Source organism: Pseudomonas sp. LY-1 (assembly GCF_053502595.1).
Genome location: NZ_CP094353.1, coordinates 2,934,986 through 2,958,753, shown reverse-complemented (window position 1 = coordinate 2,958,753; position 23,768 = coordinate 2,934,986). Strand labels below are relative to the sequence as shown.

The following is a 23,768-nucleotide window of genomic DNA, read 5'->3' as shown; positions in this document are numbered from 1 at the left end:
TCAGTTCTCCACGGCAATCGGCGCATCGTGGCCGTGCAGGCGCAGCAACGCATGGCGCCGCGCGATTTGCAGGTCTTCGCGGACCATCTCCGCACACATCTGCTGGGCGCTGATTTCCGGCACCCAGCCCAGCTTCTGCTTGGCCTTGGACGGGTCGCCCAGCAGCGTCTCGACTTCCGCCGGGCGGAAGTAACGCGGGTCCACCCGCACAATCACGTCACCCACCAGCATGCCGGGCGCCAGGTCGCCGTCGATGTGCTCGACCACCCCGACTTCCTCCACGCCCTCGCCGACAAAGCGCAAGCGCAGCCCCAGTTCCGCCGCCGACCAGCGAATGAAATCGCGCACCGAATACTGCACCCCGGTGGCAATCACGAAGTCTTCGGGACTGTCCTGCTGCAGCATCATCCACTGCATGCGAACGTAGTCCTTGGCATGGCCCCAGTCGCGCAAGGCGTCCATATTGCCCATGTACAGGCATTGCTCCAGGCCCAGGGCGATGTTGGTCAAGGCGCGGGTGATCTTGCGGGTGACGAAGGTTTCGCCACGACGGGGCGACTCGTGGTTGAACAGGATGCCGTTGCAGGCATACAGCCCGTAGGCTTCGCGGAAATTCACGGTGATCCAGTAGGCATACAGCTTGGCCACGGCATAGGGCGAGCGCGGATAGAACGGCGTGGTTTCCTTTTGCGGGGTTTCCTGCACCAGCCCGTACAACTCGGACGTGGAGGCCTGGTAGAAGCGGGTCTTCTTTTCCAGGCCGAGCAGACGGATGGCCTCGAGGATGCGCAAGGTGCCGAGGGCGTCTACGTCGGCGGTGTATTCCGGCGAATCGAAGCTGACGGCCACATGGGATTGGGCGCCGAGGTTATAGATCTCGTCCGGCTGGATCTGCTGGATGATGCGCGTCAGGTTGGACGAGTCCGCCAGGTCGCCATAGTGCAGGATCAGGTTTTTATGCAGGGCTTGGGGGTCTTGGTAAATGTGATCGATGCGCTGGGTATTGAACGACGAAGAGCGGCGTTTCAAACCATGCACGACGTAGCCTTTTTCCAGCAACAGTTCCGCCAGGTAAGAACCATCCTGCCCGGTAATCCCGGTAATAAGCGCGACTTTTTTCATGTCTATCTCCCAAATAATAGGCGAGCGAAGGCCGACACCCGAACTTGGGTGTTTGTTAAAAACGGTCAGTTATTTCGGTATGGGCAGCGTCAAGTTATGTCCGGTCAACTTTGAAAGTTCGCGGACGATTGAGTCCTTATCGTCTAAGTGAGCGATCGCGGTTTCCAGTTCAAGCACCTTGGCGCCCACCAGAAAGCGGTACCAGTAACCTTGCAGCAAGTGATAAACCAGGCCGCTGCGGCCATCGAGAAAACCCAGTTGAACGATGTAGCGCCAGAGGAAGTACGCCGTCGAACTCAAGGTAAACGGCACGCGGTTATACACCCGGTTTTTAACCAGGCGCTTGAGCTTGGCCTGGAACGAACTGTGGCCCTCATTCAATTCATGGCGCACCGCAAACAACCCCAGGCGCGAGTTGATGATCTCAATCGCTTCACGGGTCGCGTACTGGTTGTGCTTGTGGGTGAAGAACGTCAAGTCGTGCAGGTTGTGATCGGCAAACCCGCCCTCCAGGGTGATGGTGCGACCCTCGGCCACCGAGATGTGCTCGTCCATCCAGCGATCTTCGATGCGCCCCTGCCCCGTGCGCCACAGCCGCAGCATCTTCAACGGGTAACGGCCGCCATGGCGCACCCAGCGGCCCATGAAAATATGCTTGCGCTTGAAGTTGATGCCGGTGATGCCCTGGTCCAGCGTCGGCAGCCGCGTGTTGATCTGCGCCGCCAGGTCGGCCTCAATGATTTCATCGGCATCCAGGCGCATCGTCCAGTTACCGGTGATCGGCAAATTATCCAGCGCCCACTGGAACTGCTTGGCCTGGTTGACGAACGCGTGCTGCACCACCAGGGCGCCGTGGCGCCGGGCGATCTCGCAGGTGTCGTCGCTGGAGAACGAGTCGACCACCAGCACTTCGTCGCTGAAGGCGCGCACCGACTCGATCGCGCGGGCGATATGCAGGCTTTCGTTGTAGGTGAGGATGATCACACTGACGGTTTCGCGTTTCATGTCAGCCACCGTGCAGGTGAGGCAGGTTATGCGGTGCGGTCATCAGGCTTGACTCCCTTGTCGTGGTGCAGGCTCTTGCAGATGCTGGGTACGCTGGCCGATAAGCCGGGTCGGATGCCCGGCATGCACGGTCCACGCTTGCGCGATGTTTTTGATGACGAGCGCGCGGGCGCCCACTACGACGCCATCGGCAATACACACGCCCAGCGTGATAAAGGCATCGGCACACACCCATACGTGCTCTCCGAGCACGATCGGTTTGGCGTAGAGTTGAAAGTTGCGACTGTTGTAGTCATGCGACCCGCCGCACAAATGCGCGCCCTGGGAAATCACGCTGTAACGCCCGATAGAAATCAGCGCCATGTTGTAAATATTGGTGTCATCGGCAATGCCGACATGGTCACCCAGCTCGAGATTCCACGGCGCCCACACTTTGGCCCGCGGATAAACATGCACACCCTTGCCCAGGCGCGCGCCGAACAGCCTCAACAGAAACGCCCTCCACCCATGAAAGGGACGCGGGCTGGTACGGAATAGCAGCACATAGACCGTGTTCCACAGCTGCCGCCGCAACCGATGGGACAATGAAAATGAAGCGGCGCGATACGGATCATTGCCTTGGAGAATCATGCAAGGCACTCCCGCACGATCTCCAGCAAACGCTGCGCGCCGCGTTGGATATGAAAGCGCTCGGTAAAACAGCGGCGGGCGCGCCCGGACATGTCCGCATACTGCTGCGGGTCGAGCCGCAACCAACGGCGCAGGTTATGCACGGCGCCCAGCACCGTGTCGTCGCTCACAAAGCCAACCGCGTCGGCTTCGATTTCGCGCCAGATGTTGACCTTGTTGCTGATCAGCACCGGTTTGCCGCAGGCCAGCGCCTCCGCCACGACCACGCCGAAATTCTCCTGATGGGACGGCAGGCAAAACACCTCGGCGGCGTAAAAGGCGCCCCATTTCGCGGCGCCCTGCAACATGCCCGGCCACGTCACGCGGTCGGCGATTCCCAGTTCCACGGCCTGCGCCTGCAGCGCCTGCACCCAGCCGCCTTGATCGGGCCCGGCCATGACCAGGTGCAAGCGTTCGTCTTCGCCAGCCACTTGGGCAAAGGCTTGCAGCAGGTGGTCGCAGCCCTTTTTTTCGTGGATGCGGCTCAGGAACAACAGCACCCGTTTGCCCTTCAACACCGGATGCTCATCAACAAAGCGCTGCGCCAGCGCTGCACCGCCCGCAGGTGGGCTGGCGGTGCCGTAGGCGGTGACCGTCTCTTTGGCGCGGTACAGCCAAAATGACTCGCGCGCACGGATTTTCTCTTCTTCACTGGTAAACACCACGCGCTGGGCATCCCTCAATACGCGGTATTCACCCCATGGCCAGTACAGCCATTTCTTCAAATGCTTGAGCGGATATGCGTGCTTGAACCAGGGGTCGAGCATGCCATGGGTATAAACGATGTAAGGCCGCCCCAACTTGTGCAGGACCTGGCGCGCAATAAACCCGTGGTACTGCCACAAACCGTTGACGATAAAAAAATCGTAGTCACTGGCGTGTTGTTCCAGCCATTGGCGGATCCTGGCGTTTACGCCATACCCAAACAGGCTCGGCCCCATGAAGTGAACGGTTCCCGGGTAGTCGACGGCGAAGTCCGCATCCAGCGTCAAGACATCCACGAGATGCCCGTTCTGCTGGAGAATCTTGTCGATTTCACGGGCAGCGTTGATGGGGCCGCCCTTTTCCGGTTTAACCGAAGAGATGATTCTTAATAACTTCAAGTGCTGTCCGCTCATCCGTTGAATTGATTCAAGTCTTCTTGCAAGCGGCAAGAATCAGGCAGGCGTAGAACACGCCAAAGGCCAGGAACGTGCCCTGCATGGTCATGACCCCATTGAATAAAATCGGCGCCAGGAAACCGCACAGCAGCAATGGAACGCCGGTGCCCTGCCTGATCAGCGCTTTATAGGCTTTGAGCAGTAACCAGATCAGCAAGAAGATCCTGAACAGGATAAAGAGCGCCCCGATGGGAAGGCCCAGTTCCAGGATGATCCGCGACCATTCATCTTCGGCCAGCAAAAACCCCGCGCCTTGCTCGCGCCCTGCGCGCAATATCGCTGAGGCGGCATTCGTACCCGAGCCGATGCCGTGTCCCCACAGCGGTGCATCGTCGATCACGCGAGTGAACGCATACAGACTGGAGAACGCCCGGGTCACCGGCGAACCTTCACTGGCGACGGCACTCCGGTTGCGCTCGACGAGAATCTGGTAACTGTCGGACGACATGAAAATCAGCAGGCTGACAAACAGTGCCGCCACCAGGAAAAACAGCGACAACAGGTTTCTTTGCGATTTCTTGATCAAGGCGACCATCAAGGCCGCCAACAGCACGATGGCGGCATACGCATAGATGGCCCGCGATCCGGTCAAGAAACACATCACCGCCACCGAGATGGCCGACACCGGGAACAACAGGTATCGCCCGGCAAACACTGCGCGGAACAAGGCCCGGTCGAAAATCGCCGCCACCAGGAAAGCAAAGCAGGCGGACACGTAAACAACGTGCCCGGCGGTGAACGTGAACGTCCCATACGGCCGGACAACCCCGTCGGCGATCATGAAAATGAAGTCATCGTCCCCAATGCCTTTATTGACGAAGGCTTGCGGCCCAGACGAATACTGCATGACCACCAGCACGCTGATGGGAATCGCCGCAAACAGCGTGATCCGGGCAAAACGGTAGACATCGGCCAACTGCAGGGTTTTTCCGGCAACGAATATCAGGGGGAAATACAGCAAGTAGTTCCTGACGCCATAGCCGTAGATGACCAGCCCTTCAGGGCTGCTCAACAAAAATGCGGAGACCAGAACAAAGAACACCACCAACAACATGACGAAGTACGCCGACAGCAGGTTCTTGGAAAAAAAGCCAAACCTGAACGCGTACCAATAGATATAGAGAACGATCGGATCCTTGATGAAATAGATGGCCGAGCTCAGGCCCGGCAGCAGCCACTTGCGCAAAACCCCTTCAAACAAAATGAACAGATAGATCAGGACAAACGCACTGACCACGCGCTTTCTGTAACGCTCCTTCAGGCTGGACAGCTCAGGGTTGGCCAAGGATTGCATCCAGCACCTCCTTGGCGTAGGTGTCCCAGGTCGTCCTACCTGCCGAGAACACCGCGTTGTGCTTCAGCGCACTGAGTTTTTCACTGTCATCGGCCAGCTCGACCAGACGGGCAGCAATGGCCTCGGCGGAACGGATCGGCACCACATACCCGTTGAAACCGTCGATGATCAAATCCGCCGCGCCACAATTCTGCGAAACGATGACCGCCGTCCCCGTGGACAGTGCCTCGCCCACCACCAGGCCGAACGCTTCGGCGAGTGAAGGCAAGACCAGCACGTCGGCCGCCAGCAATTGGCGGATGACCTGATCGTGGGGCGCCGAGCTGAGCCAGCGATACTTCTTCAGCTCGCTATTGAGCGCCTGGTTACGCCCATTGGCATAGTCGGCACCGATGACGGTGACATCCAGGGCAACGCTGCCCGAGGCGATCTTCAGCGCCTCGAAAAAATACGAGATGCCCTTCTGCTGGGTCAGCGCACCGACAAAAATCACTTTGAGCGGCCCCCCGGCCCGGACATTCACCTCTTTGTGGACCATCGGTGCGGGTGCGCCATAGGGGGTCACCGCAACTTTTTGGTGGGCGATGCCGGATTCACCCAGGGTGCGTTTGGCAAACGTGCTGGCCACGATGATCCGATCCGCCAACGCCAGTTCGGCGGTCTGCTTGCGAATGGTGGTTTCGCTGAGGTTGGGAATGCTCGCCCGCCACGCGGGGTTCGCTTCACGCTCATGGTCCAGCATCCCGCACGCGTAGGAAATGGAGCCGAAGGCCGCCTCATAATTGAGCGTGATCCCGCCAACCGCCTTGGCGGCGGTGAACAGGGCCTTGCACTTGCCGTCATAACCGTACACCTGGCTGGGTTTGCGCACGGTGTTGTACAAGAACTGCGCGCTGGCCCGATCAATGTGTTCGTACACATTTTCCGGGCAGAACATCCCGATGTTGCGCTGCGTAAGGCTGTACCACTTCAACTTGTCACAGAGCACGCGAGGCACATCGTAGCGCGGGTAGCTGTGCAGCAACGCACCGTCGACCATGTCGAACGTGCGCCGCAGGCACTCTTTGCCAACGACCGGAAGACGGCAAAGCCAAGAGTCTTTATGCAACGCCAGCGAGCTATGGAACGAATGCAGCAGGCGCCGTTGATTCAACGCCCCCAACAGCGCGCGAACGTTTTGATTACCCACCGGATGAGCGACCAGGATCATCTTATTTACCCATCCAGGCTTCAACCACGGCACTCGACCTGACCGGGCTGTAGGTGAACGCGCACTCGGCGCGACGTTTGATCGCGACCGCCGGGTTACCGGCGACGATCGTGAAAGGCGCTACATCGCGGGCAACGACACTGCCCGCACCGACCACGGCGCCTTCACCGATGGTCACCCCCGGCAAGATGATCGCGCCCGTGGCAATCCACGCGTAATCGCCAATCACCACCGGCGCGACCTTCAACCGCCAAGCGGGATCGTCCACGCCGTGCGTGCCCGTCAGGATTCGCACACCGTCATTGATCGCAACATGCCCGCCAACCTTCACGGGGGCGTGCAATTGGATAAACGTGCGCTTGCCGATAAAACTGCCCGCGCCGATGCTGAAACGGCCGACGGCGCCTTCAAACTCCGCATCGTTGATCATCACCAGCGCACCGATGGTCGCGCCCTGTCGGCGCAGCCGGCACTGGCGGTGGTTGGCCTGGAGCAATCGGCTGAGCAGCAGCGCACGCTTGGCCAGGTATTTCAACCCGACGAGCTTGAACGGGCTCACCTTCAGCCGGTGCTGGAACAGGTAATTAATTAACACGGGCCATCCTCTGTTCAAGACGATAAAACCCGCGTTTGGCAAAGCAGAACAACACCCCTTCCGTGGCCACCAGCACATAACAGACACCCAGCAGTCCGAAGTCTTGAGCCAGGCAAAAAACCGCGAGCACACTGACCATCGACACCAACATGAACACCACGGCAAACGCCGAGTAGGAAGCGGTTGCCATCATGGCCACCCAGTAAACCTGCCACGCCACATGCGTCAGTGCGCCGACAATCAGTACCAGCATGACGGTAGCCGAGTAATCCGCCTTTCTGCCCGACCAGACATCGAATATCGACCCGCCGAATACCACGATCAGCGCACCCATCACACAGGCAATGGGCAGTGAAAACCTCAGCGCATAACGAATCATTTTCCTGACCAACTGGTTGTCACCGACGGAGAATGCATAAGAGATTTCCGGCCAGATCGACTGATTCACCACCGTGGAAAACTGCACCAACACCCTTGAGATCGTTCGGTAAAGACCGAATATCGCGGCATGGGCCGGTGACAGCAGTATCGACAACAAAATCGTCAGCCCTTGAACATTCAGCGCCAGCCCGATCGGAAAGGCCAAAGACGCCAGCGAGGGTCTGATCAAGGTGATGAACGCCCGCTTCCCGACCACCGAAGGATCGAAGCGCAAACTGATACCCAGCCGGTCGGCCAGCAGATTCTTGACCACAATTCCGCTCGAACGGACGATCAACAGCGCCAGGCTGGTGGCAACCAGGCTATGGGTGAGATACGCGCACAGTAAGGCGGCCGACCATTCCAGCATCCTGATCACGTTCATGATGAAGGACGACAAAGGCAGCGCCTTGGATGCGCGGTAACGTATCGAAACCATGTTGGTCAGCAGGCACAGCAACGAATACCCAGTCAACGCCGAAAGGATCAACACCCCATCGCCGCTCCGGATGGACTTGAGATTGAGCAGGCTGAACAGGTCGAAAAACGCCAGAGAGCCAACAGCCAGCAATAACACGCTAACCCCCACCAACAGTAAAAACGCAAAGCTGGTGCTGTAGACCGCACTGGCAACCTTCAACCGGCCTCGCTCATGCCATATCACCACCTTGCTCGAGGCGGCGGTGGTTACCCCCAGGTCGGATAACGCCAGGTAGGTGGGGATCGCGGACAACACGACCCATTCGCTGTAGGCGCCAAACCCCCAACTGGCGATAAGGACCGGGACACTCACCAGTTGGATCAGCAGATTGACCACCTGACCAAACGAGTTGGCGCCAATGCCGTTGACGACTCTTTTAAGCACACTCATGGGAGGACCTATACCGTATTGAGAGGTCGCCCAATGGAAATGTACTCAATGCCTTTCTTCAGCACGCTGCCGGGATCGAACAGGTTGCGTCCGTCAAAAATCAACGGCTGTTTGAGTTGCCGTTTGATCACGTTGAAATCCGGCGCCTTGAATGCCTGCCACTCGGTGACGATCATCAACGCATCCGCACCTTTGAGGGCTGCCTCCTGGGTGCCGCACAAGCGCAAGTCGTCGCGGTCGCCATAAATGCGCTGGGTTTCTTCCATGGCTTCCGGGTCATAGGCCTGCACCTTGGCACCCGCGCGCCACAAGGCCTCCATCAGCACCCGGCTGGGTGCTTCGCGCATGTCATCGGTGTTGGGTTTGAAACTCAGCCCCCAGAGCGCAAAGGTCTTACCCGCCAGCTCGCCGTTGAAGCGACTGGAAAGCTTGTTGAACAGCGTCTGTTTCTGTTCGGCATTACGCCGTTCCACGGCCTTGAGCAGCGTGGCATCGAAGTCGATGCCGTCGGCGGTCTGGATCAACGCCTGGACATCTTTGGGGAAGCACGAGCCGCCGTAACCGACGCCCGCGTAAAGAAATTGATAGCCGATGCGCGGGTCGGAGCCGATCCCCTGGCGAACCATCTCGATATCGGCGCCCAAGCGCTCGGCCAGGTTGGCCATCTCGTTCATGAAACTGATCTTGGTGGCGAGCAGGCAGTTGGCTGCGTACTTCGTCAGCTCGGCGCTGCGTACATCCATCACGATGATTCGGTCGTGATTGCGATTGAACGGCGCATACAGCTCGCGCATGACCGCTTCGGCCTGTGGACTGGCCGTGCCGATGACAATGCGGTCTGGCCGTGTGCAATCGGCAACCGCACAGCCTTCCTTGAGAAACTCCGGGTTGGACACCACCTCGAAGCTCAAATCGCTGCGGTCGCGCTGAGCCAGCATGGCCGCGATACGCGCGCTGACCTTATCGGCCGTGCCCACCGGGACGGTGGATTTGTCGATGATCGTCAGCGCCGCGTCCATATGCAGACCGATGGTTTCAGCCACCGCCAGCACGTACTTGAGGTCCGCGGAACCGTCTTCGTCGGGAGGCGTACCCACGGCGATAAACTGCACTTCGCCATGCTTGACCGCGGCCACGCCATCGGCGGTGAAGTTCAGGCGACCGGCAGCACGGTTATCCCTGACCAGCGCCTCCAGGCCAGGTTCATAGATCGGAATATGCCCCTGATTGAGACGTTCGACCTTCGAAACGTCGATGTCGATGCAAAGCACGTCGTGACCGACGTCAGCAAGTACCGCGGCCTGGACCAGGCCGACATAACCGATGCCAAAAACTGTAACTTTCATAGCGTTTCTCTTTGAACCTGCGGCCAGTGGTAAAAAGGCTGCTCGTTGGACGTCGATTGCCGGTAGCGCAAGATCAAACGCTGTCTGACTTGTAGTCGTAGTTGTAATAGCTGTAGGCGCCATAGCCGTATTTGGCGGATGAGCGTTTTTCGATGCCATTGAAAATCGCGCCTTTGAGCTCGATGCCACTTTGCTGATAGCGACGCATCGTCAACTCCACTTCACGCACGGAGTTCACTTCGAAGCGAGCCACGATCAGGTTGGTGCCCGACTGACGCCCCACGATGGTTGCGTCCGTCACCGCGAGAAACGGCGGGGTATCCAGAATCACCAGGTCATACAGCGCGCTGACCTGTTCGAGGAACGCGCTGAAATTGGCGTGCATCAATAGTTCAGAGGGGTTCGGCGGTACTTGCCCGCGCCCGAGGAAGTGGAGGTTGTCCACGGCCGTGTGGTGGATGGCTGCGGTGAGTTCGCAGTTTTTGGCCAGCACGTCAGACAAGCCGTTTTCAACCGATACGCCGAAGACCTTGTGCAAATAGCCTTTGCGCATGTCCACGTCGACCAACAACACCCGCTGCCCTGAATGGGCAACCACCGCCGCCAGGTTCGCCGACACAAATGTCTTGCCGACCTGCGGGCTCGGCCCGGAGATCATCAGGCGATTGTTAGCGGCTTCCAGCATGGCGAAATGCAAGCTGGTACGCAGGCTGCGCAAGCCTTCGATCGCTGGGTCCGAGGGGTGAGTCATGGCCAACAGTCGTGCGCCACCGAGCTGGTCTTTACGAAAGGTTTTTTGATCCAGCTCTTTTTGTATCGTGCTGAACGGGATCGCGGCATAGACCGGCAAGCCGAGCTTTTCCAGGTCATTCGGGTTGGTAACACCGCGGTTGAGCGCTTTGCGGAACATCACCAATGCGATCGCGATAAAGGCACCGAGCAGTGTCGCAATCACGATGATCAGCGCTTTCTGCGGCCTGACCGGGCTTCGCAAATCAACATCGGCGGTATCGATGAGCCGCACATTGCCCACGGTGCCGGCGCGCATCACGTCCAACTCTTGATACTTGTTCAGCAGCAGCGTGTAGATCTCGGTGCTGACCTTCAAATCGCGGGTCAGGCTCAGCAGCTCCTGCTGGGTGGTGGGCAGGCTCTCGACCTTCTTGGCCAACTCATTCTGGCGCTCGGTCAGCTCTGCCAATTGAGTCAGTAACGCCCGGTACACGGGATGCTGAGGGGTGAACTTGCGCTCTATTTCCGCCTGCTGCATCTTGAGTTCGGAGATGCTGGCATCCAACGCGACGATCTGATCCAGGATGGCTTTCGCTTCCAGGCTGATATCGATGGTCTTGTTGCGGATCTGAAATTGATTCAACGCCGCTTCCGCCTGCTCGACATCCTTGCGCACTTGCGGCAACTGACCCTTGAGAAACGCCAGGCTTTGCGCGGCTTCTGCCGAGGTGCGGTCAATGTTTTGCCGCACATAGATGCGTGCGACCTCATTGAGCACTTGAATCGCGTCGGCAGGTCGCGGGCTTTCCAGGGCCAGCCCGATAATCCCCGATTCCTTGCCGCGTTCAGCCACATCCAGCAATTTCTGATAGCGCAAAATGGTGCTCAGGCGCGGTGAACGGACCACGCTGAAAGTGGCGCCGGGGTTGGCCCGAAGCTGTTCGACACGCAGCTTGATGCCATTGCTGTCGTAGGCGCGCCCCACTTGGCCCTCAAGCAAAACAGCCTCGTCCTGGTCCGACAGCGTGAAGCTGCCGCCATTGCCGGCGGTCAACGTCAGCTCCTGGCCCAGCAGTTTGGTGGGAAGGCGCAGCTCGGAAAACTTCAGCTCCTCACCACCCCAGGCAAAGCTGCTCAACCCCAACCACGGTGCAGCCACTGCCTCCTGTTCGGTGGGTTTGAAACGACGGGCAATAAAGTCCCCCAGCAATGGGAAACGCTTGGGTTTGACGTCAAGGTCCAGGTTCAGGTTATCGACGGCGGTCCCGATGGTGATCCGCGAGCGGATGAGTTCGATTTCGGTCACCGTCGGCGATTCTTTACCGAGCAGGCTGCCGACATCCGAGAAGCCCAGCATGTCGCCCTTCTTCGGTTCGACCTGAACTAACGCGGTCGCTTGATAGATCGGCGGCGTCAATACCGAATAGGCCGCGCCAAGGGCCATAAAGGCAATACTGATTCCACCGATCAGCCATTTATGATCCAGTAGAGTACCCACCAGCGCCATAAAGTCTAAATCAGTGTCATCCGAATGGTGTGAAGTTACCGCAGTTGCTGATTGCATAAGTCAGTTCTTTTTCTTACAGATAGTCTAGGAATGGCACAGGGTGCAAGACGCCCGGCTCCATGCACGTACAACGGCTATACTCGACACACAAACGCTCACTAGAGCCTGACAACACAATCTTCTCAACACTTGACGCTCAATTCACGAGTCACTTTCCCAATATTCCAGTAGAGGGTTCAAGCGATCATGTCCGACCTTAAATAACATTCAAACAACCTCAACCCGCCAACAACTGCGCCCACGCACCCGTCGCTTCTTCAATCAAGCCATACGCTTGTAGAAATGCAGGTTTGCCTTGGCGGTAAGGGTCTTTGATTTCTCTATTGCACTGCCACTTGCCCAGCAGGAATACTTTGCCCCGAGCCACCGGCGCGAGTTTGAGCACCTCCTCGATCTGCCACTGTTCCATCACAAGAATCAGGTCCGCTTCACTCACCGCCCCGCTCGTCAATTGCCGTGCCTGGTGGGGCTGAAAAGCATGCCCGTGTTCTTCCAGTACCCGCGAAGCCGTGGCTTCCAGCGGGTGTTGATGCAGCGCCGCCAACCCCGCCGAACTCACCTGTATATCGCTGGAAGCAAGTGCGGCACGCAGTAGATTTTCCGCCATGGGGCTGCGACAAATATTGCCGACACACACAATCAAAATCTTATTAAACACCGCCATCTCCCACGCGCCGCAAAGTACTCATGAGCCAAAGCAAAGAATAAATAACATCAACGCCAGCCAATAGCACCCTGAAACAAGCCAGGCAATTATGTTCACAGGCAATAAGTTTCGACCATCTCTTCAGCCGGACAATAAATAACATAATTGCCTATTGACCGACTAAAAATAACATTCCCTTACTTTTGCGCCTCTTCATAATAAAGTGCCCACCGAGCACAGCAACGAGGCACGGCCATGAAAAGTTCAAAGTTACTGGTAGAGCGTATTGGCCTGTTCCCGTCTTCGGGAAACATTCATGTCAATGTCGACAACTCGACAACGGTGGTTGAGCGAATGCACATGTTATATGCCAGCAACTCTTTAGACTTCGACGAATCCGGTTCCGGGCTGTCCATGGTCTTCGCCGACTGGCGCTTCAAGTTGCAAGTCAGTAATGCCCTGTCCGTCTGCCTGTGCGTAGAGAGCCGTGGCGACCGCCATTTCATGCAAACCAAGACCGACGAGCTGCTGGCGAACATCTTCAGCACCGAGGGACGCCCATCAACCGGTATGCCCGTTCAAGACACGCCTCCACTCATTGCGCCTTGATCGGCCCGGAGCCGACGCGCCACGCGGGCTCCTGATGGGCGCGTGACGCCCCGGAGACGCTGACGGCGACATGGTTAAGCAGGTTCTCGGCGTTGTACTTGGGCACCAGCGCACTCAATAACACGACCACTGCCCCAGCGCCGATCAGCGATGGCGACACATTGACCTGCGCGACATCTATTCGCCACAAGAACGTCAGCGCGGCCACCGCGCCCAATAACCCGCCCGCCAGCGCCTCGTTCAGAGGGTGGATGTACGGCGCGACACAATAAGCACTGAACCAACCGGTGGCGATCAATCCGGCGAGCGCCGCGGGCCAGCGCAAGGCCGGGTTGAACTGGCGCGCCACCAAACTCATTGCCACGGTGACCACCAGGCATGTGTTCATGGCGTGGCCACTGAGCACGGCAATATCAAGGTGTTGAAACGAAACGCCCCAGCCCTTGAACAGCAACTTGCTGAACGCCACGATTGAATAAGTGCAAGCGACGGTGATGAGCCATCCCTTGAGCGCCCGCGGCGACGAATAGCGCAGCCACACAGCGATGACCAGCGCGGCCGGAATCATGACGGTAATACCGCCATAGTGTGCGAGTTCTTCGCGCATGAGTGACCCACCTGACCCAGCAATTTTCCGCGCCCATCAGACCTCAGGCCCAGGGAAAACACAACGTTATCTACGGTCAGGTTAAAGCCCTTGCCGCCCGCGCCCCTACACGCCCACAGGGGTCAAGCGGCGTTGCGGATCTTGTGCAAGGCGTCCGCCACCCACTTGCCGAACGCATCCACCGGCCCTTGCAGGTTACCGAGGAAGTGCGGGTAGATCAGCCACAGGTTCATCACCGGCTTGAAGTCCTTGAGCGGCATCACTGCCAGTTGCTCGCGGTGGGCGCTACGCTCCAGCAACGGGCGCGGCATCAGGCCCAGGCCCAGGCCGTCCGCCACCAGGCCCAGTTGCAGCTCGGTGCCGAAGGTTTCCAGGTTCACCCGCAACGCCAGGCCCTGATCGGACAAGGTGCGTTGCAAGCCGGCACGGAAGCCGCAGCCGTCCGGGTTGAGGATCCAGCCGTTCTGGTACACATCGGCCAGCTTGCACGGTTTCTTCGGCAACTGTGCCTTGGCGCAGACCACCACCAACTCCATCTTGCCGATGGATTCACCCACCACGTTGTCCGGGAAAATCTTGCCCGCCGGGAACAACGCCGCCGCCGCATCCAGCTCGCCGCGTTCGATCTTGCCGACCAATTGGCTGCCCCAGCCAGTGGCTACCTGGGCGCGCAGGTCAGGGTATTCGGTGCGCAAGTGCTTGAGCGCATCGAGCAGCACCACGTCGCCGATGGTTTGCGGCACACCGAGGCGCAACAGCCCGGTGGGCGGCGCATCGGTGGCCACCAGTTCGCGCAGGGCATCCATCTCACGCAGGATCAGCCGGCACTGCTCATAGACGCGCGTGCCGATCAGCGTAGGCTTGAGGGGCTTGGTGTTGCGGTCGAACAGCTCCACGCCCAACGCCTGCTCGAAGTTCTGCACACGGCGGGTGATGGCCGGCTGGGTCAGTTGCAACGACTCGGCGGCATGGCTGATGGACTGGCACCGAATCACTTCGACAAAAGCATCGATATCGTCAATTTTCATTTGGGCCGCACATAGAAAACAGTCATTAAGATGTGTGCGAAGCATAGTTGCAGGCACGTTTTCTGGATAGCCCGGGCTGCGTTCGATAACGCCTAACACGATGCAGAGCAGTTCTAAATCACCTTCGGCTATAAGCTAATCATTAAAAAATAGCATATTAACTACAAACATTATGCTTAGATAAACCGATCAACAGTAGCCGATGGAAGTGTCATGACCCAGGCCAAGCACCCCGAAAGACTCAGGGCCTTCATAGGCGCCCTGGCGGAATTGATTGACGCTAATCCACGCGAAGGCGACCTGTTGCACCGTGGCGGCAAGCTGCTCGCGCAACTGGTCAGCCATGACGACTGGCTCCCCGACGAATACGCCCAACCCGACCCCGAGCGCTACCAGCAATTTTTGCTGCATGCCGATTCGCGCCAGCGCTTCAGCATCGTCAGTTTTGTATGGGGGCCGGGGCAAAGCACGCCGATTCATGACCATCGGGTCTGGGGCCTGATCGGCATGCTGCGCGGTTCGGAATTCTCCCAAGGCTTCGCGCGCGCCACCGACGGGCGCCTGGTCGCCGCGGGCCAGCCGATCCAACTGGTGCCGGGCCAGGTCGAGGCCGTGTCGCCCAAGGTCGGCGATATCCATCAGGTCAGCAATGCTCACCCCGATCAGGTGTCGATCAGCATTCATGTGTACGGCGCCAATATCGGTGCCGTGCGCCGCGCGGTGTACCAGCCTGACGGCAGCGAGAAGCTGTTTATCTCCGGTTATTCCAACGCCTTTCTCCCGAACATCTGGGACTTGTCCAAAGAAAAGAGCCCTGCCCTATGAGCACCGTATCGCACCGCAGCTTTGCCCAGATTCGCCAGGCTCTGTTGGACCGCGAAGAAGTCGCCCTGGTGGACGTGCGCGAAGAAGCGCCGTTTGCCGAATCCCACCCGCTGTTCGCCGCGAACATCCCGCTGTCCAAGCTGGAACTGGAGGTGTACTCGCGCATCCCGCGGCGCAATACCCAGGTGACGGTCTACGACAACGGCGAAGGGCTCGCCAGCCGCGCCGCCGAACGCCTGGTTGCGCTGGGCTACACCGCAGTCAGCCTGTTGGAGGGCGGCCTGGACGGTTGGCGCAACGCCGGTGGCGAGCTGTTTATCGACGTCAACGTGCCGAGCAAGGCCTTCGGCGAGCTGGTGGAGAGTGAGCGCCACACGCCGTCCCTGGCTGCCGAAGAGGTGCAGGCCCTGCTCGACAGCCAGGCCGATGTGGTGGTGCTCGACGCCCGCCGCTTCGACGAATACCAGACCATGAGCATCCCCACCGGCATCAGCGTGCCCGGCGCCGAGCTGTTGTTGCGCGCCCGTGAGCTGGCGCCCGACCCGGCCACCCGCATCATCGTCAACTGCGCCGGACGCACCCGCAGCATTATCGGCACCCAGTCGCTGATCAATGCCGGCGTAGCCAACCCCGTGTCGGCCCTGCGCAATGGCACCATCGGCTGGACCCTGGCCGGGCAGACACTCGCCCACGGCCAGTCGCGCCGCTTTGCGCCGACCGGCGAAGCCCACCGCCAACTCGCCGCCCAGGATGCACGCCGAGTGGCCGACCGCGCCCGCGTCGGCCGCGCAAGCCTGGCCGACCTGCAACGCTGGCAACAGGACACGACGCGTACCACCTACCTGTTCGATGTACGCACCCCGGAAGAATTCGACACCGGCCACCTGCTCGGCGCCCGTTCCACCCCGGGCGGCCAACTGGTCCAGGAAACCGACCATGTCGCCAGCGTGCGCGGTGCGCGATTGGTGCTGGCCGATGACGACGGCGTGCGGGCGAATATGTCTGCATCCTGGCTGGCCCAACTGGGCTGGGAAGTGCATGTGCTGGATGACCTGCAACCGGCACACTTCAGTGAAACCGGCGCCTGGGTCGCCCCGGTGCCCGCCGCGCCCCAGGCCGAACTGATCAGCCCGCAAACCCTGGCCGAGTGGCAGGCCCATGGCGACACCGTGGTGCTGGACTTCACCGCCAGCGCCAACTACGTCAAGCGCCACATCCCCGGCGCCTGGTGGTCCCTGCGCGCGCAACTGCCGCAAGCCCTGGCCAAGGTGCCGAACGCCGAGCGCTACGTCCTGACCTGCGGCAGCAGCCAACTGGCACGCCTGGCCGTGGCCGAAGTCGAAGCCCTCACCGGCAAACACGTGTTTCTGCTGCAAGACGGCACCGCCGGCTGGATCGCCGCCCAACTGCCGCTGGAAGCAGGTGAAACCCGCCTGGCCTCGCCGCGCATCGACCGCTACCGCCGGCCGTATGAAGGCACCGACAATCCCAAGGAAGCCATGCAGGCCTATCTGGATTGGGAGTTCGGGCTGGTGGAGCAATTGGCTCGGGATGGGACACATGGGTTTTATGTGATCTGAGTCTGCCATCAGCGCGGGCTACGCTGGCTGCGTGTGCATAGGCAGACGCGGCCGCATTCGAAATCGCTGATGACGCGCCGTCGACGTTGATGTCCGGGCGAGCCGCCAAATGTGCGTCGACATGGAAGAACGGCTTGTAGGTTGTTAGTTAAGCACCAGTGTGTTTTTCAGGCCCGTCCACTGTGCGTTTTCGAGGTCGCCCATGGGCTGGGCCTTGATGTAACTCAGGGCAAGCAGTTGGCGAGTGCCAGGTACGATCAGCCCTAACTGATACTGATAAATGCGTTCGCCACCTCTGCTGAACTGGTTGTGGACCTCGAGGGCGTCAACATCTTGCCTGGCACCGACGCGAACATTTTGCAGTGGTTGGTAGCGTAGTTCCTGAACCTGCTGCTCAAGCTTTTTCAGTTGCTCTGTAAAGTTACTGCGCAGGGTTTCTCCATCAGCGAGCACGGCACGGGTGATGATCAATGAAGTGCTCAGGTCGGCGAATTTCAGAATGTTGATGGATGAGTCTTGGACATCATCAGTGGGCAGCGTGAATTGCAGTTCGTTGAGTCGATAGGTCATGGTGGGTTGCTCTGCCTGTCAGTAGTAGATTGGCTTGGGCGATATCGAGTTGGCAGTAATATCAATTCGGATTTTTATGATGCACGTCAAAGCCATCAGGGACTTGGCCTTTTGTCATTCTATCTACCCCTGCCCGGCCATGTTTTTTAAGCAATTTTGGATCTTTTGCCACTTTCTTCAGATACTTTTCCTTAGCTCCGCCTTTTTTCCAAGGTTGGCACGCATCTTCTTGATTTCACTTTTCGTTCTCTTCTGATAGCAGGTTTCAAGACCCCAGGGGTCAATCCACATGAATGGATTAGGTGTGTACTGATGGATATTGAGTCTAAAAATCATACACCTGATACGCAGCAACAAACCCGTTGTCGATGGTGAACGAATTGGGGCTGTTATGGGTTTTGTACTTATCTGACAGACGTGCTTGTACTTGTGCAATGCTTTCTCCAATGGTTATTCCACCGTTCGAAACTTTTGGTACTATTGCGTTAGTCAAATTCATAACCACCTCTATTTCGGAGCGTTCACTAATGCCCTGCCTAAAAAAACTGGGCTATCGACAATTTTTTCGTATTTTACAAAATCTGTTGGGGCTACGCGTCCTTGGACTTCCCCATTTCGGTACACCTTACAATACCCGGATGGTAGTCCGGGACATCTTTGTTTCCGGATTTTGTGATCCTAGTAAACTGCGTCTGCTGAGTCTTGTTGGTGTTAAAATTTGTGATGCTTTTGGTATAGCCTTTTTTCAATAACGACATTTCAACTTGCTGAGGCGTTTTGCCGAAAAGCTTGCTCGCCCACTTTTTAGAAATGTTTTTCCCTCCATTAAGGGCTTTAATGCAAGTTAACCCGAGAGGGTCTACCCATTCAATCGGGTTAGGCGCGAATTGGTATAGATTTAGCCCCCCCGCCAAGCCAATCGGATCCGGCGTCGTAAACCGCCCCCTAGAAGTCAATAATTTACCTGGCCGATCGTACACACTATTTTACCCATGAGGAAAAATCAGAAATATAGATCTCATCTAATCTTAGATTTGCGGGGATATCTTGAATACTGTCGGCAATTTCATCGAAAGGTGAAGGTATTACGTATGAAATACCGAAGTCTTCCTCTAGGATGAGGGAGCCATTGAAAATGCGTTGTCTTTTTGATAGCTCAGCTATTTCATAAAAAAACATGCCAGTCCTGAATGTTTTCCGGTACGTACCCTTATAGTTTTTATTGCAACCCAGCGAACATATAGCACCGTCAGCCTTGGTGGTAATAGTTATTGTATTATCCACCCAATAAGCCGTCCTGATTTCATTATCAGGCAAAGTATAGTTTTTAACTACGACCTCATGATGCTTATGCAGCTCTTTAAGGTAAATAGAAACATTGCTATCGAGTACAATGTTTGCGAGAGACTCCCCGGATTTTATTTCAGCATTGAAGTCAATCATTTATAAACTCCCGTTCATTAGTGCGCCATCGACATAGACTGGAGAATCTTTGATTAAATCGTAATTTTTAAATCCCCCGTGACCGATTCGGCCAAAAACCACATCTTCCCCCGATTTATTTACTTTATAAATCTTCCAGTAGTCGTTACCGTGAATATTTTTTTGGCTTTTATTTCCACCCGGGTGATAATCCAGCTTATACATGGACCCGGATTTTGTAGTTCGAGAAAATTGAACGTGCTGAATGGCATCAGGTCTGCCAGCTTGAGGATAACTTTTAGTCCAGCCACGAGTGCTTAGATAGCCGTCAAGGTCAGCAGATTTCTTGCCTGTCAACTTATCAATCCAGCGTTTGGCTATCGTAGATTTCCTGGAAAAACCCTTCGATGAGCCACAGTTTAATCCTATAGGGTCGACATATCCAAAAGGGTTTGGTGCATATACGTATAAGTTAACCCCACCCATCAACCCAATCGGATCAGGCGTCGTAAACCGCCCCACATCCGGATCATAAAACCTGAACGTATTGAAATGCAGCCCCGTCTCCCGATCCAGATACTGCCCCTGAAACCGCAGGTTCTGTTCTTCGATGTAATAAGGCTCACGCACCTCCTCCAGCGTATTGCCCCACACCCGATAAGTCGCGCGCCAGACGTTGTGCCCGTCGCCTTCGGTCAATTGTTCCGGCAAGCCGTTGAGGTCGTTGTGGTAGTAGCGGATTTTTTGCAGCGGGCCGATGCCGTCGACTCGCGCTAAGGGTTCGTAGCCTTCGTCTGCGTAGACGTAAAGGCTGGTCTGGCTGTGTTTATGCTCCTGCAACAGACGCAGGCCATCCCAGGTGAATCGGGTTTCTCCCAGCGCATAACCCCGGCTGTCGTGTTCGGTTTTGGTGATACGTCGACCGAGCGGGTCGTAGGTCATGTTCACGACCGTTTCTCGCCCGTTTCTCTGGCTGCGTACTTCTATCAGCCGACTTTCGGCGTCGTAGGCGAAATGCTGCACACCTCGCGCAGCGCTGCGCTTTTCGATCATTCGGCCAAAGCCGTCGTAGCGGTAACGCTTGTCCTGATAGGTCAGCAATCGGTTATGGCGCACCAAGCCGCCAGAGGTTTGCGGGCCGTCGAGCAGGTTGGCGGCCGCGTCGTAGACGAAGGTTTCGCGCTGGCCTTTTACGTTGTCCTGGCTGGCGATGATTCGAGCGGTCGCGTCGTAATGCAGTAACTGGTGCTGGCTCCCTTCCCGGCGGCCGATCAGGTTGTCGGCCGGGTCGTATTCGAAGTTCTTTTGGTGGGTCGGCGGCAGTTGCCAGGGCTGGCCGGTGGGGCTGCGTTTGCGCTGGCGCAGGCGGCCGCTGCGGTCGTATTCGCTGCGGGTGCTGAGTTGGCCTTGGGTGCGCAGCACTTCGCGGTGCAGGCGGTCGCGCTCGAAGTCGCTGATGACCTGGCCGTCGAGGTTGATCTGGTGCAGGTGGCCGCTGCCGTAGTACAGGCGATTGAGCCAGCGGCCGTCCGGTAGTTGCGTCTGGATCAGGTTGCCGAGTTCGTCGTAGTGGTGGTGCAGATTGCCCGCCGAACTCTGTTCGGCAAGCAACTGGCCAAGGACGTCGTAAGCGAAACCAAGAGCCTGGGTATTGCCCTGCAAGTCGGTGAAGGTGACGGCGGTTAGCTGGTCCACCGCATCGTAGCTGTAGTCGGTGCGGCCATCGTCGGTGGTCTTGGCAATCAACCGGCCAACCGCATCGCGCTCCAGCCGATGAATGATGGGGGCCGGTGGCTCCTCGGGAACTATCGCCAAGTCATTGCCATAAGTCGCCGCAACGGCGGTCACCGCCGTGATGTTATCCAGCAGGTCATAGGTGTAGCGCTTGGCGCTGCCGTCGAGGTCTTGTTGTTGGGTCAGCCGATCCCCGGCATCCCACGCGAACCGATAGCTTTCGCCGTTCTCGTTGACCAGCGCTTGCAGCCGCCCATAGCTGTCATAGCTGAATTGCACCTGTCGTCCATGGGCGTCGGTGCGCTGGCGTACCTGGCCGCGACGGTTGTGCTGGTAGAGCGTGGTGTGACCGGCGGGGTCGGTATAGCCCACCAACTGACCGCTGGCATCGCGCTGATACTGCTCGGTGCGCCCGTCCGGCAGTTGGCTGCTGAGCAAGCGTCCTTGAGCGTTGTAGCCAAATTGAGTGCGCTCGCCGAGGGCGTCGGTGATGACCTGCAAATAGCCGCGCTCGTCGTAGCGAAAGCGCGTGGGGTAGCCTGAGCAATCGACATGCTCGACCAGTTGCCCGAACGGGTTCCAGCGCAGCTTTTTACTTTTGCCGGTGGCGTCGATGATTTCCACTGCTTGGCCAAAGCGGTCGTATCGATAGCGCGTTGTCTGACCAAGTGGATCGATTTCGCTGACGCAGTTGCCGCGCGGGTCGTACCGGTATTGCCAAGCCTGTCCGGCGGCATCGGTTTCCACCAACGGCAGCGACCAATGCTGCAACCACAAGGTGGATTCGATCCGCCCCAACGGATCTTGCGTCTCGCACAGGTTGCCGGACTCGTCGTAACCGAACGTCCACTGACCGCCCTGAGGATCGGTGGCGCCGAGCAACTGGCGCTCGTCATTCCAGTCGAATTGCCAGGTTTGGCCGAGGTTGTCGGTGTACTCGGTGATCTGGTACTGCGGATTCCATTGGCGTGTGCTGACCCGTTGCAAACCATCGGTAATCTGCGTGATCCCAGCGTGTAGGTCATAGTCGAACTGGTAGTCATCGCCTTCGTCGGTCCAGTGTCGGACCACGCGCCATTCGGCGTCTTCCACACAGGCCCACTGGTAATAGCAACGCAGTCCGGTGGGCCGTTGGTGCTCGACCATGCGCTGGCCGCTGTCGTAGGCAAAGCGGCGCTGCACATGCCCAATTGCATCGCGAACTTCGGCCAGGTCGCCAGCGGCATCGTAGTGATAGCTGGCTAACACTTCGCGGCTTTGATCCGGGAACAGCCGTTCGATCTGTTCCACGCGCCCGGTCCATTGACGGCTGTAGCCCAGTTCAATTCGTACATCATTGAAGGAATCGTGTAACTGACTCAGGCGACCTTGGGCGTCGTAGTCGAGGAGGATGCGGTTGTCATTGCGGTCCCCCAGCTGGCCCAGGCGCAGGTGCGACGGGTTGCCTGGCGTTGGTTCGAACAGCCGATAAATACCGTCGACGCTTTCAATCAGCACCTGCCCGTTGGCATGGCGCCGCACGCTCAGGCCTTCGCCCGCGCTGAACACCGCACCGCCCAGGGGGATGACGCCCATGTCAATCTGCCGGGCCTGCTCGTCGGTGTAGATCAGGCGCTCGCCGCACTCAGCAAGCCCCTGCATTTCGACGAAAACCTCGTAGATCACACTCCAACCGGCGCCGAACAGGCCATCGCGGCGTTCGTCCCGACTGCTGTAGTAGCGCTGCCACTCGATCGGCAACAGGCCAGGCAGGGTGAAGTCCAAGTCGTCTTCACCGTCGAGAATTTTCGCGCCCGTGGCACTGTGTACCGGGTTGGGCGAACCGGCGACCGCCGAGGTAATGACATTGCTCACCTGGCTGCTGCCCCACGACACCAGCCCGCTCACCGCCATGCACGGCAGCTTGCTGAAAAACTTCGCGCCACCGCCGCGCAAGGTCAGCAGCGCCGTCACCGCCAGCCCGACACCGGGCGTCTTGCCGCTGCGGATTTCGCGGACGACGACCGGGGCGCCGCCGATGATTACATTCGGCGAAACCTGCGCCGTCCCAACCTTGGCCTCGCAGGTGCTGCGATCCCCACTGCGCACGGCGGGCTGGCCGTTGATAAATACGCGACTGGAACCCTCGGCCATGTACTGCTCTGGCATCGGCGGGTGTTTATCGCAGTCGACTTTATCGCCAGGACAAGGCACGGCGCCCAAGGCTGGCGTAGCGACTGTCGGGCGCCATAGCTGAGAGAAAAAGCCTTCAGCGATATCCAGATAAGTAGGCTCACCCTCTGGCGCCGCGATTACATCCGAGATCTTGCCAGCCGCCCGCGCCGCGGGTTTGCCGTTGATGAATACGTTGGGCGAACCGCTGCTGATGAAGGCGTCGATGACGGGAGGAAACAGGGCATTGGCAAAATACTCACATAATCGTGAAAGGCCTTTATCCGCGCCGGATTTGCTCATGCCGACGCCGACCACCGCACCCACCACGGCGCCGAGTACAACGCAGCCGAGGCCGCCAGTCGCCACGGTGACACCCGCCGCCGCAACCACCGCCGCTGTCGCCAATGCGGTCACGGCCACATTGGCGGCAATTTCCAGGACGCCGCCTAAAACGTCGGCCAGCATGGAACTGTGCAGAAGCGCATCGCCCTCGCGGGCAGCCCAAGGCGTGTCAGTCATGCGCAACGATCCGTGTTTGAAAAAGACCCGGATCAAATCACGCGGTGGTTGCCTTGCTCAGGTGAGACTTTCCGATGCGCTCG

19 protein-coding genes and 1 pseudogene are annotated in these 23,768 nt (G+C 58.3%); 3 read left to right on the top strand and 17 right to left on the bottom strand.

Annotated elements, in window-relative coordinates; all coding sequences use genetic code 11:
- The 11 genes from gmd to MOQ67_RS13630 all read right to left on the bottom strand — a co-directional run bounded on the left by gmd (nucleotide 1) and on the right by MOQ67_RS13630 (nucleotide 12,649).
- Entirely contained in the window at nucleotides 1–1,122 is a 1,122-nt protein-coding gene (gmd, locus tag MOQ67_RS13680) for a GDP-mannose 4,6-dehydratase (RefSeq protein WP_046383834.1), read from the bottom strand.
- Between the two features lie 69 nt (nucleotides 1,123–1,191).
- Nucleotides 1,192–2,127 carry a glycosyltransferase family 2 protein gene (locus MOQ67_RS13675; protein WP_046488486.1) on the bottom strand — a complete coding sequence of 312 codons (936 nt, stop codon included), beginning with the start codon at nucleotides 2,125–2,127 and terminating at the stop codon, nucleotides 1,192–1,194.
- 42 nt (nucleotides 2,128–2,169) lie between these two features.
- Complete coding sequence (locus MOQ67_RS13670; protein WP_046383836.1) at nucleotides 2,170–2,757, bottom strand: acetyltransferase; 588 nt, start codon at nucleotides 2,755–2,757, stop codon at nucleotides 2,170–2,172.
- A complete protein-coding gene (locus tag MOQ67_RS13665; RefSeq protein ID WP_102617947.1) occupies nucleotides 2,754–3,899 on the bottom strand; it encodes a glycosyltransferase in 1,146 nt (381 codons plus the stop codon). The genes MOQ67_RS13670 and MOQ67_RS13665 overlap by 4 nt, the downstream gene beginning before the upstream one ends.
- A 28-nt stretch (nucleotides 3,900–3,927) precedes the next feature.
- A complete protein-coding gene (locus MOQ67_RS13660; protein ID WP_046383837.1) occupies nucleotides 3,928–5,250 on the bottom strand; it encodes an O-antigen ligase family protein in 1,323 nt (440 codons plus the stop codon).
- Nucleotides 5,228–6,460, bottom strand: a complete 1,233-nt coding sequence (locus tag MOQ67_RS13655) for a glycosyltransferase family 4 protein (RefSeq protein WP_104903419.1) — start codon at nucleotides 6,458–6,460, stop codon at nucleotides 5,228–5,230. Before MOQ67_RS13655 ends, MOQ67_RS13660 begins: the two co-directional genes overlap by 23 nt.
- A gap of 1 nt (nucleotide 6,461) precedes the next feature.
- Nucleotides 6,462–7,055, bottom strand: coding sequence for an acyltransferase (locus tag MOQ67_RS13650; RefSeq protein WP_269432655.1), 594 nt, complete (start codon nucleotides 7,053–7,055; stop codon nucleotides 6,462–6,464).
- The gene (locus tag MOQ67_RS13645) at nucleotides 7,045–8,346 is read right to left on the bottom strand and encodes a lipopolysaccharide biosynthesis protein (protein WP_057004824.1); all 1,302 of its coding nucleotides are present in this window, start codon (nucleotides 8,344–8,346) and stop codon (nucleotides 7,045–7,047) included. Before MOQ67_RS13645 ends, MOQ67_RS13650 begins: the two co-directional genes overlap by 11 nt.
- Before the next feature lie 8 nt (nucleotides 8,347–8,354).
- Nucleotides 8,355–9,692 carry a UDP-glucose dehydrogenase family protein gene (locus tag MOQ67_RS13640; RefSeq protein WP_046383840.1) on the bottom strand — a complete coding sequence of 446 codons (1,338 nt, stop codon included), beginning with the start codon at nucleotides 9,690–9,692 and terminating at the stop codon, nucleotides 8,355–8,357.
- Nucleotides 9,693–9,765: 73 nt separating this feature from the next.
- A complete protein-coding gene (locus MOQ67_RS13635) occupies nucleotides 9,766–11,988 on the bottom strand; it encodes a polysaccharide biosynthesis tyrosine autokinase (RefSeq protein WP_198718112.1) in 2,223 nt (740 codons plus the stop codon).
- Nucleotides 11,989–12,208: 220 nt separating this feature from the next.
- Nucleotides 12,209–12,649: a low molecular weight protein-tyrosine-phosphatase gene (locus MOQ67_RS13630; protein WP_173677819.1), complete on the bottom strand. Its 441-nt coding sequence runs from the start codon at nucleotides 12,647–12,649 to the stop codon at nucleotides 12,209–12,211.
- A gap of 243 nt (nucleotides 12,650–12,892) precedes the next feature.
- On the opposite strand from MOQ67_RS13630, the gene MOQ67_RS13625 reads away from it, so the two are divergent.
- Nucleotides 12,893–13,246, top strand: a complete 354-nt coding sequence (locus MOQ67_RS13625) for a phosphomannomutase (protein WP_232591609.1) — start codon at nucleotides 12,893–12,895, stop codon at nucleotides 13,244–13,246.
- Here the strand turns inward: MOQ67_RS13625 and MOQ67_RS13620 are convergent.
- Nucleotides 13,233–13,853, bottom strand: coding sequence for a hypothetical protein (locus MOQ67_RS13620; RefSeq protein ID WP_046383843.1), 621 nt, complete (start codon nucleotides 13,851–13,853; stop codon nucleotides 13,233–13,235). The genes MOQ67_RS13625 and MOQ67_RS13620 overlap by 14 nt on opposite strands.
- Nucleotides 13,854–13,975: 122 nt before the next feature.
- Nucleotides 13,976–14,881 carry a LysR family transcriptional regulator gene (locus MOQ67_RS13615; RefSeq protein WP_198718110.1) on the bottom strand — a complete coding sequence of 302 codons (906 nt, stop codon included), beginning with the start codon at nucleotides 14,879–14,881 and terminating at the stop codon, nucleotides 13,976–13,978.
- A gap of 213 nt (nucleotides 14,882–15,094) precedes the next feature.
- Here MOQ67_RS13615 and MOQ67_RS13610 point away from each other — a divergent pair, with 213 nt between their 5' ends.
- Together MOQ67_RS13610 and MOQ67_RS13605 are read left to right on the top strand one after the other, a co-directional pair.
- Nucleotides 15,095–15,706, top strand: coding sequence for a cysteine dioxygenase family protein (locus MOQ67_RS13610; protein WP_046383845.1), 612 nt, complete (start codon nucleotides 15,095–15,097; stop codon nucleotides 15,704–15,706).
- Entirely contained in the window at nucleotides 15,703–17,286 is a 1,584-nt protein-coding gene (locus MOQ67_RS13605; RefSeq protein WP_198718109.1) for a rhodanese homology domain-containing protein, read from the top strand. Before MOQ67_RS13610 ends, MOQ67_RS13605 begins: the two co-directional genes overlap by 4 nt.
- A 144-nt stretch (nucleotides 17,287–17,430) precedes the next feature.
- On the opposite strand, the gene MOQ67_RS13600 is transcribed toward MOQ67_RS13605, so the two are convergent.
- The 4 genes and pseudogenes from MOQ67_RS13600 to MOQ67_RS13585 form a co-directional block, all read right to left on the bottom strand.
- Entirely contained in the window at nucleotides 17,431–17,856 is a 426-nt protein-coding gene (locus MOQ67_RS13600; RefSeq protein ID WP_046488501.1) for a DcrB-related protein, read from the bottom strand.
- A gap of 838 nt (nucleotides 17,857–18,694) precedes the next feature.
- Nucleotides 18,695–18,800, bottom strand: a pseudogene (locus MOQ67_RS13595) (RHS repeat-associated core domain-containing protein); the annotation flags it as partial.
- 37 nt (nucleotides 18,801–18,837) lie between these two features.
- Nucleotides 18,838–19,299 carry a hypothetical protein gene (locus MOQ67_RS13590; protein ID WP_198718733.1) on the bottom strand — a complete coding sequence of 154 codons (462 nt, stop codon included), beginning with the start codon at nucleotides 19,297–19,299 and terminating at the stop codon, nucleotides 18,838–18,840.
- Complete coding sequence (locus MOQ67_RS13585) at nucleotides 19,300–23,685, bottom strand: RHS repeat-associated core domain-containing protein (protein WP_198718732.1); 4,386 nt, start codon at nucleotides 23,683–23,685, stop codon at nucleotides 19,300–19,302.
- Nucleotides 23,686–23,768: the final 83 nt, after the last annotated feature.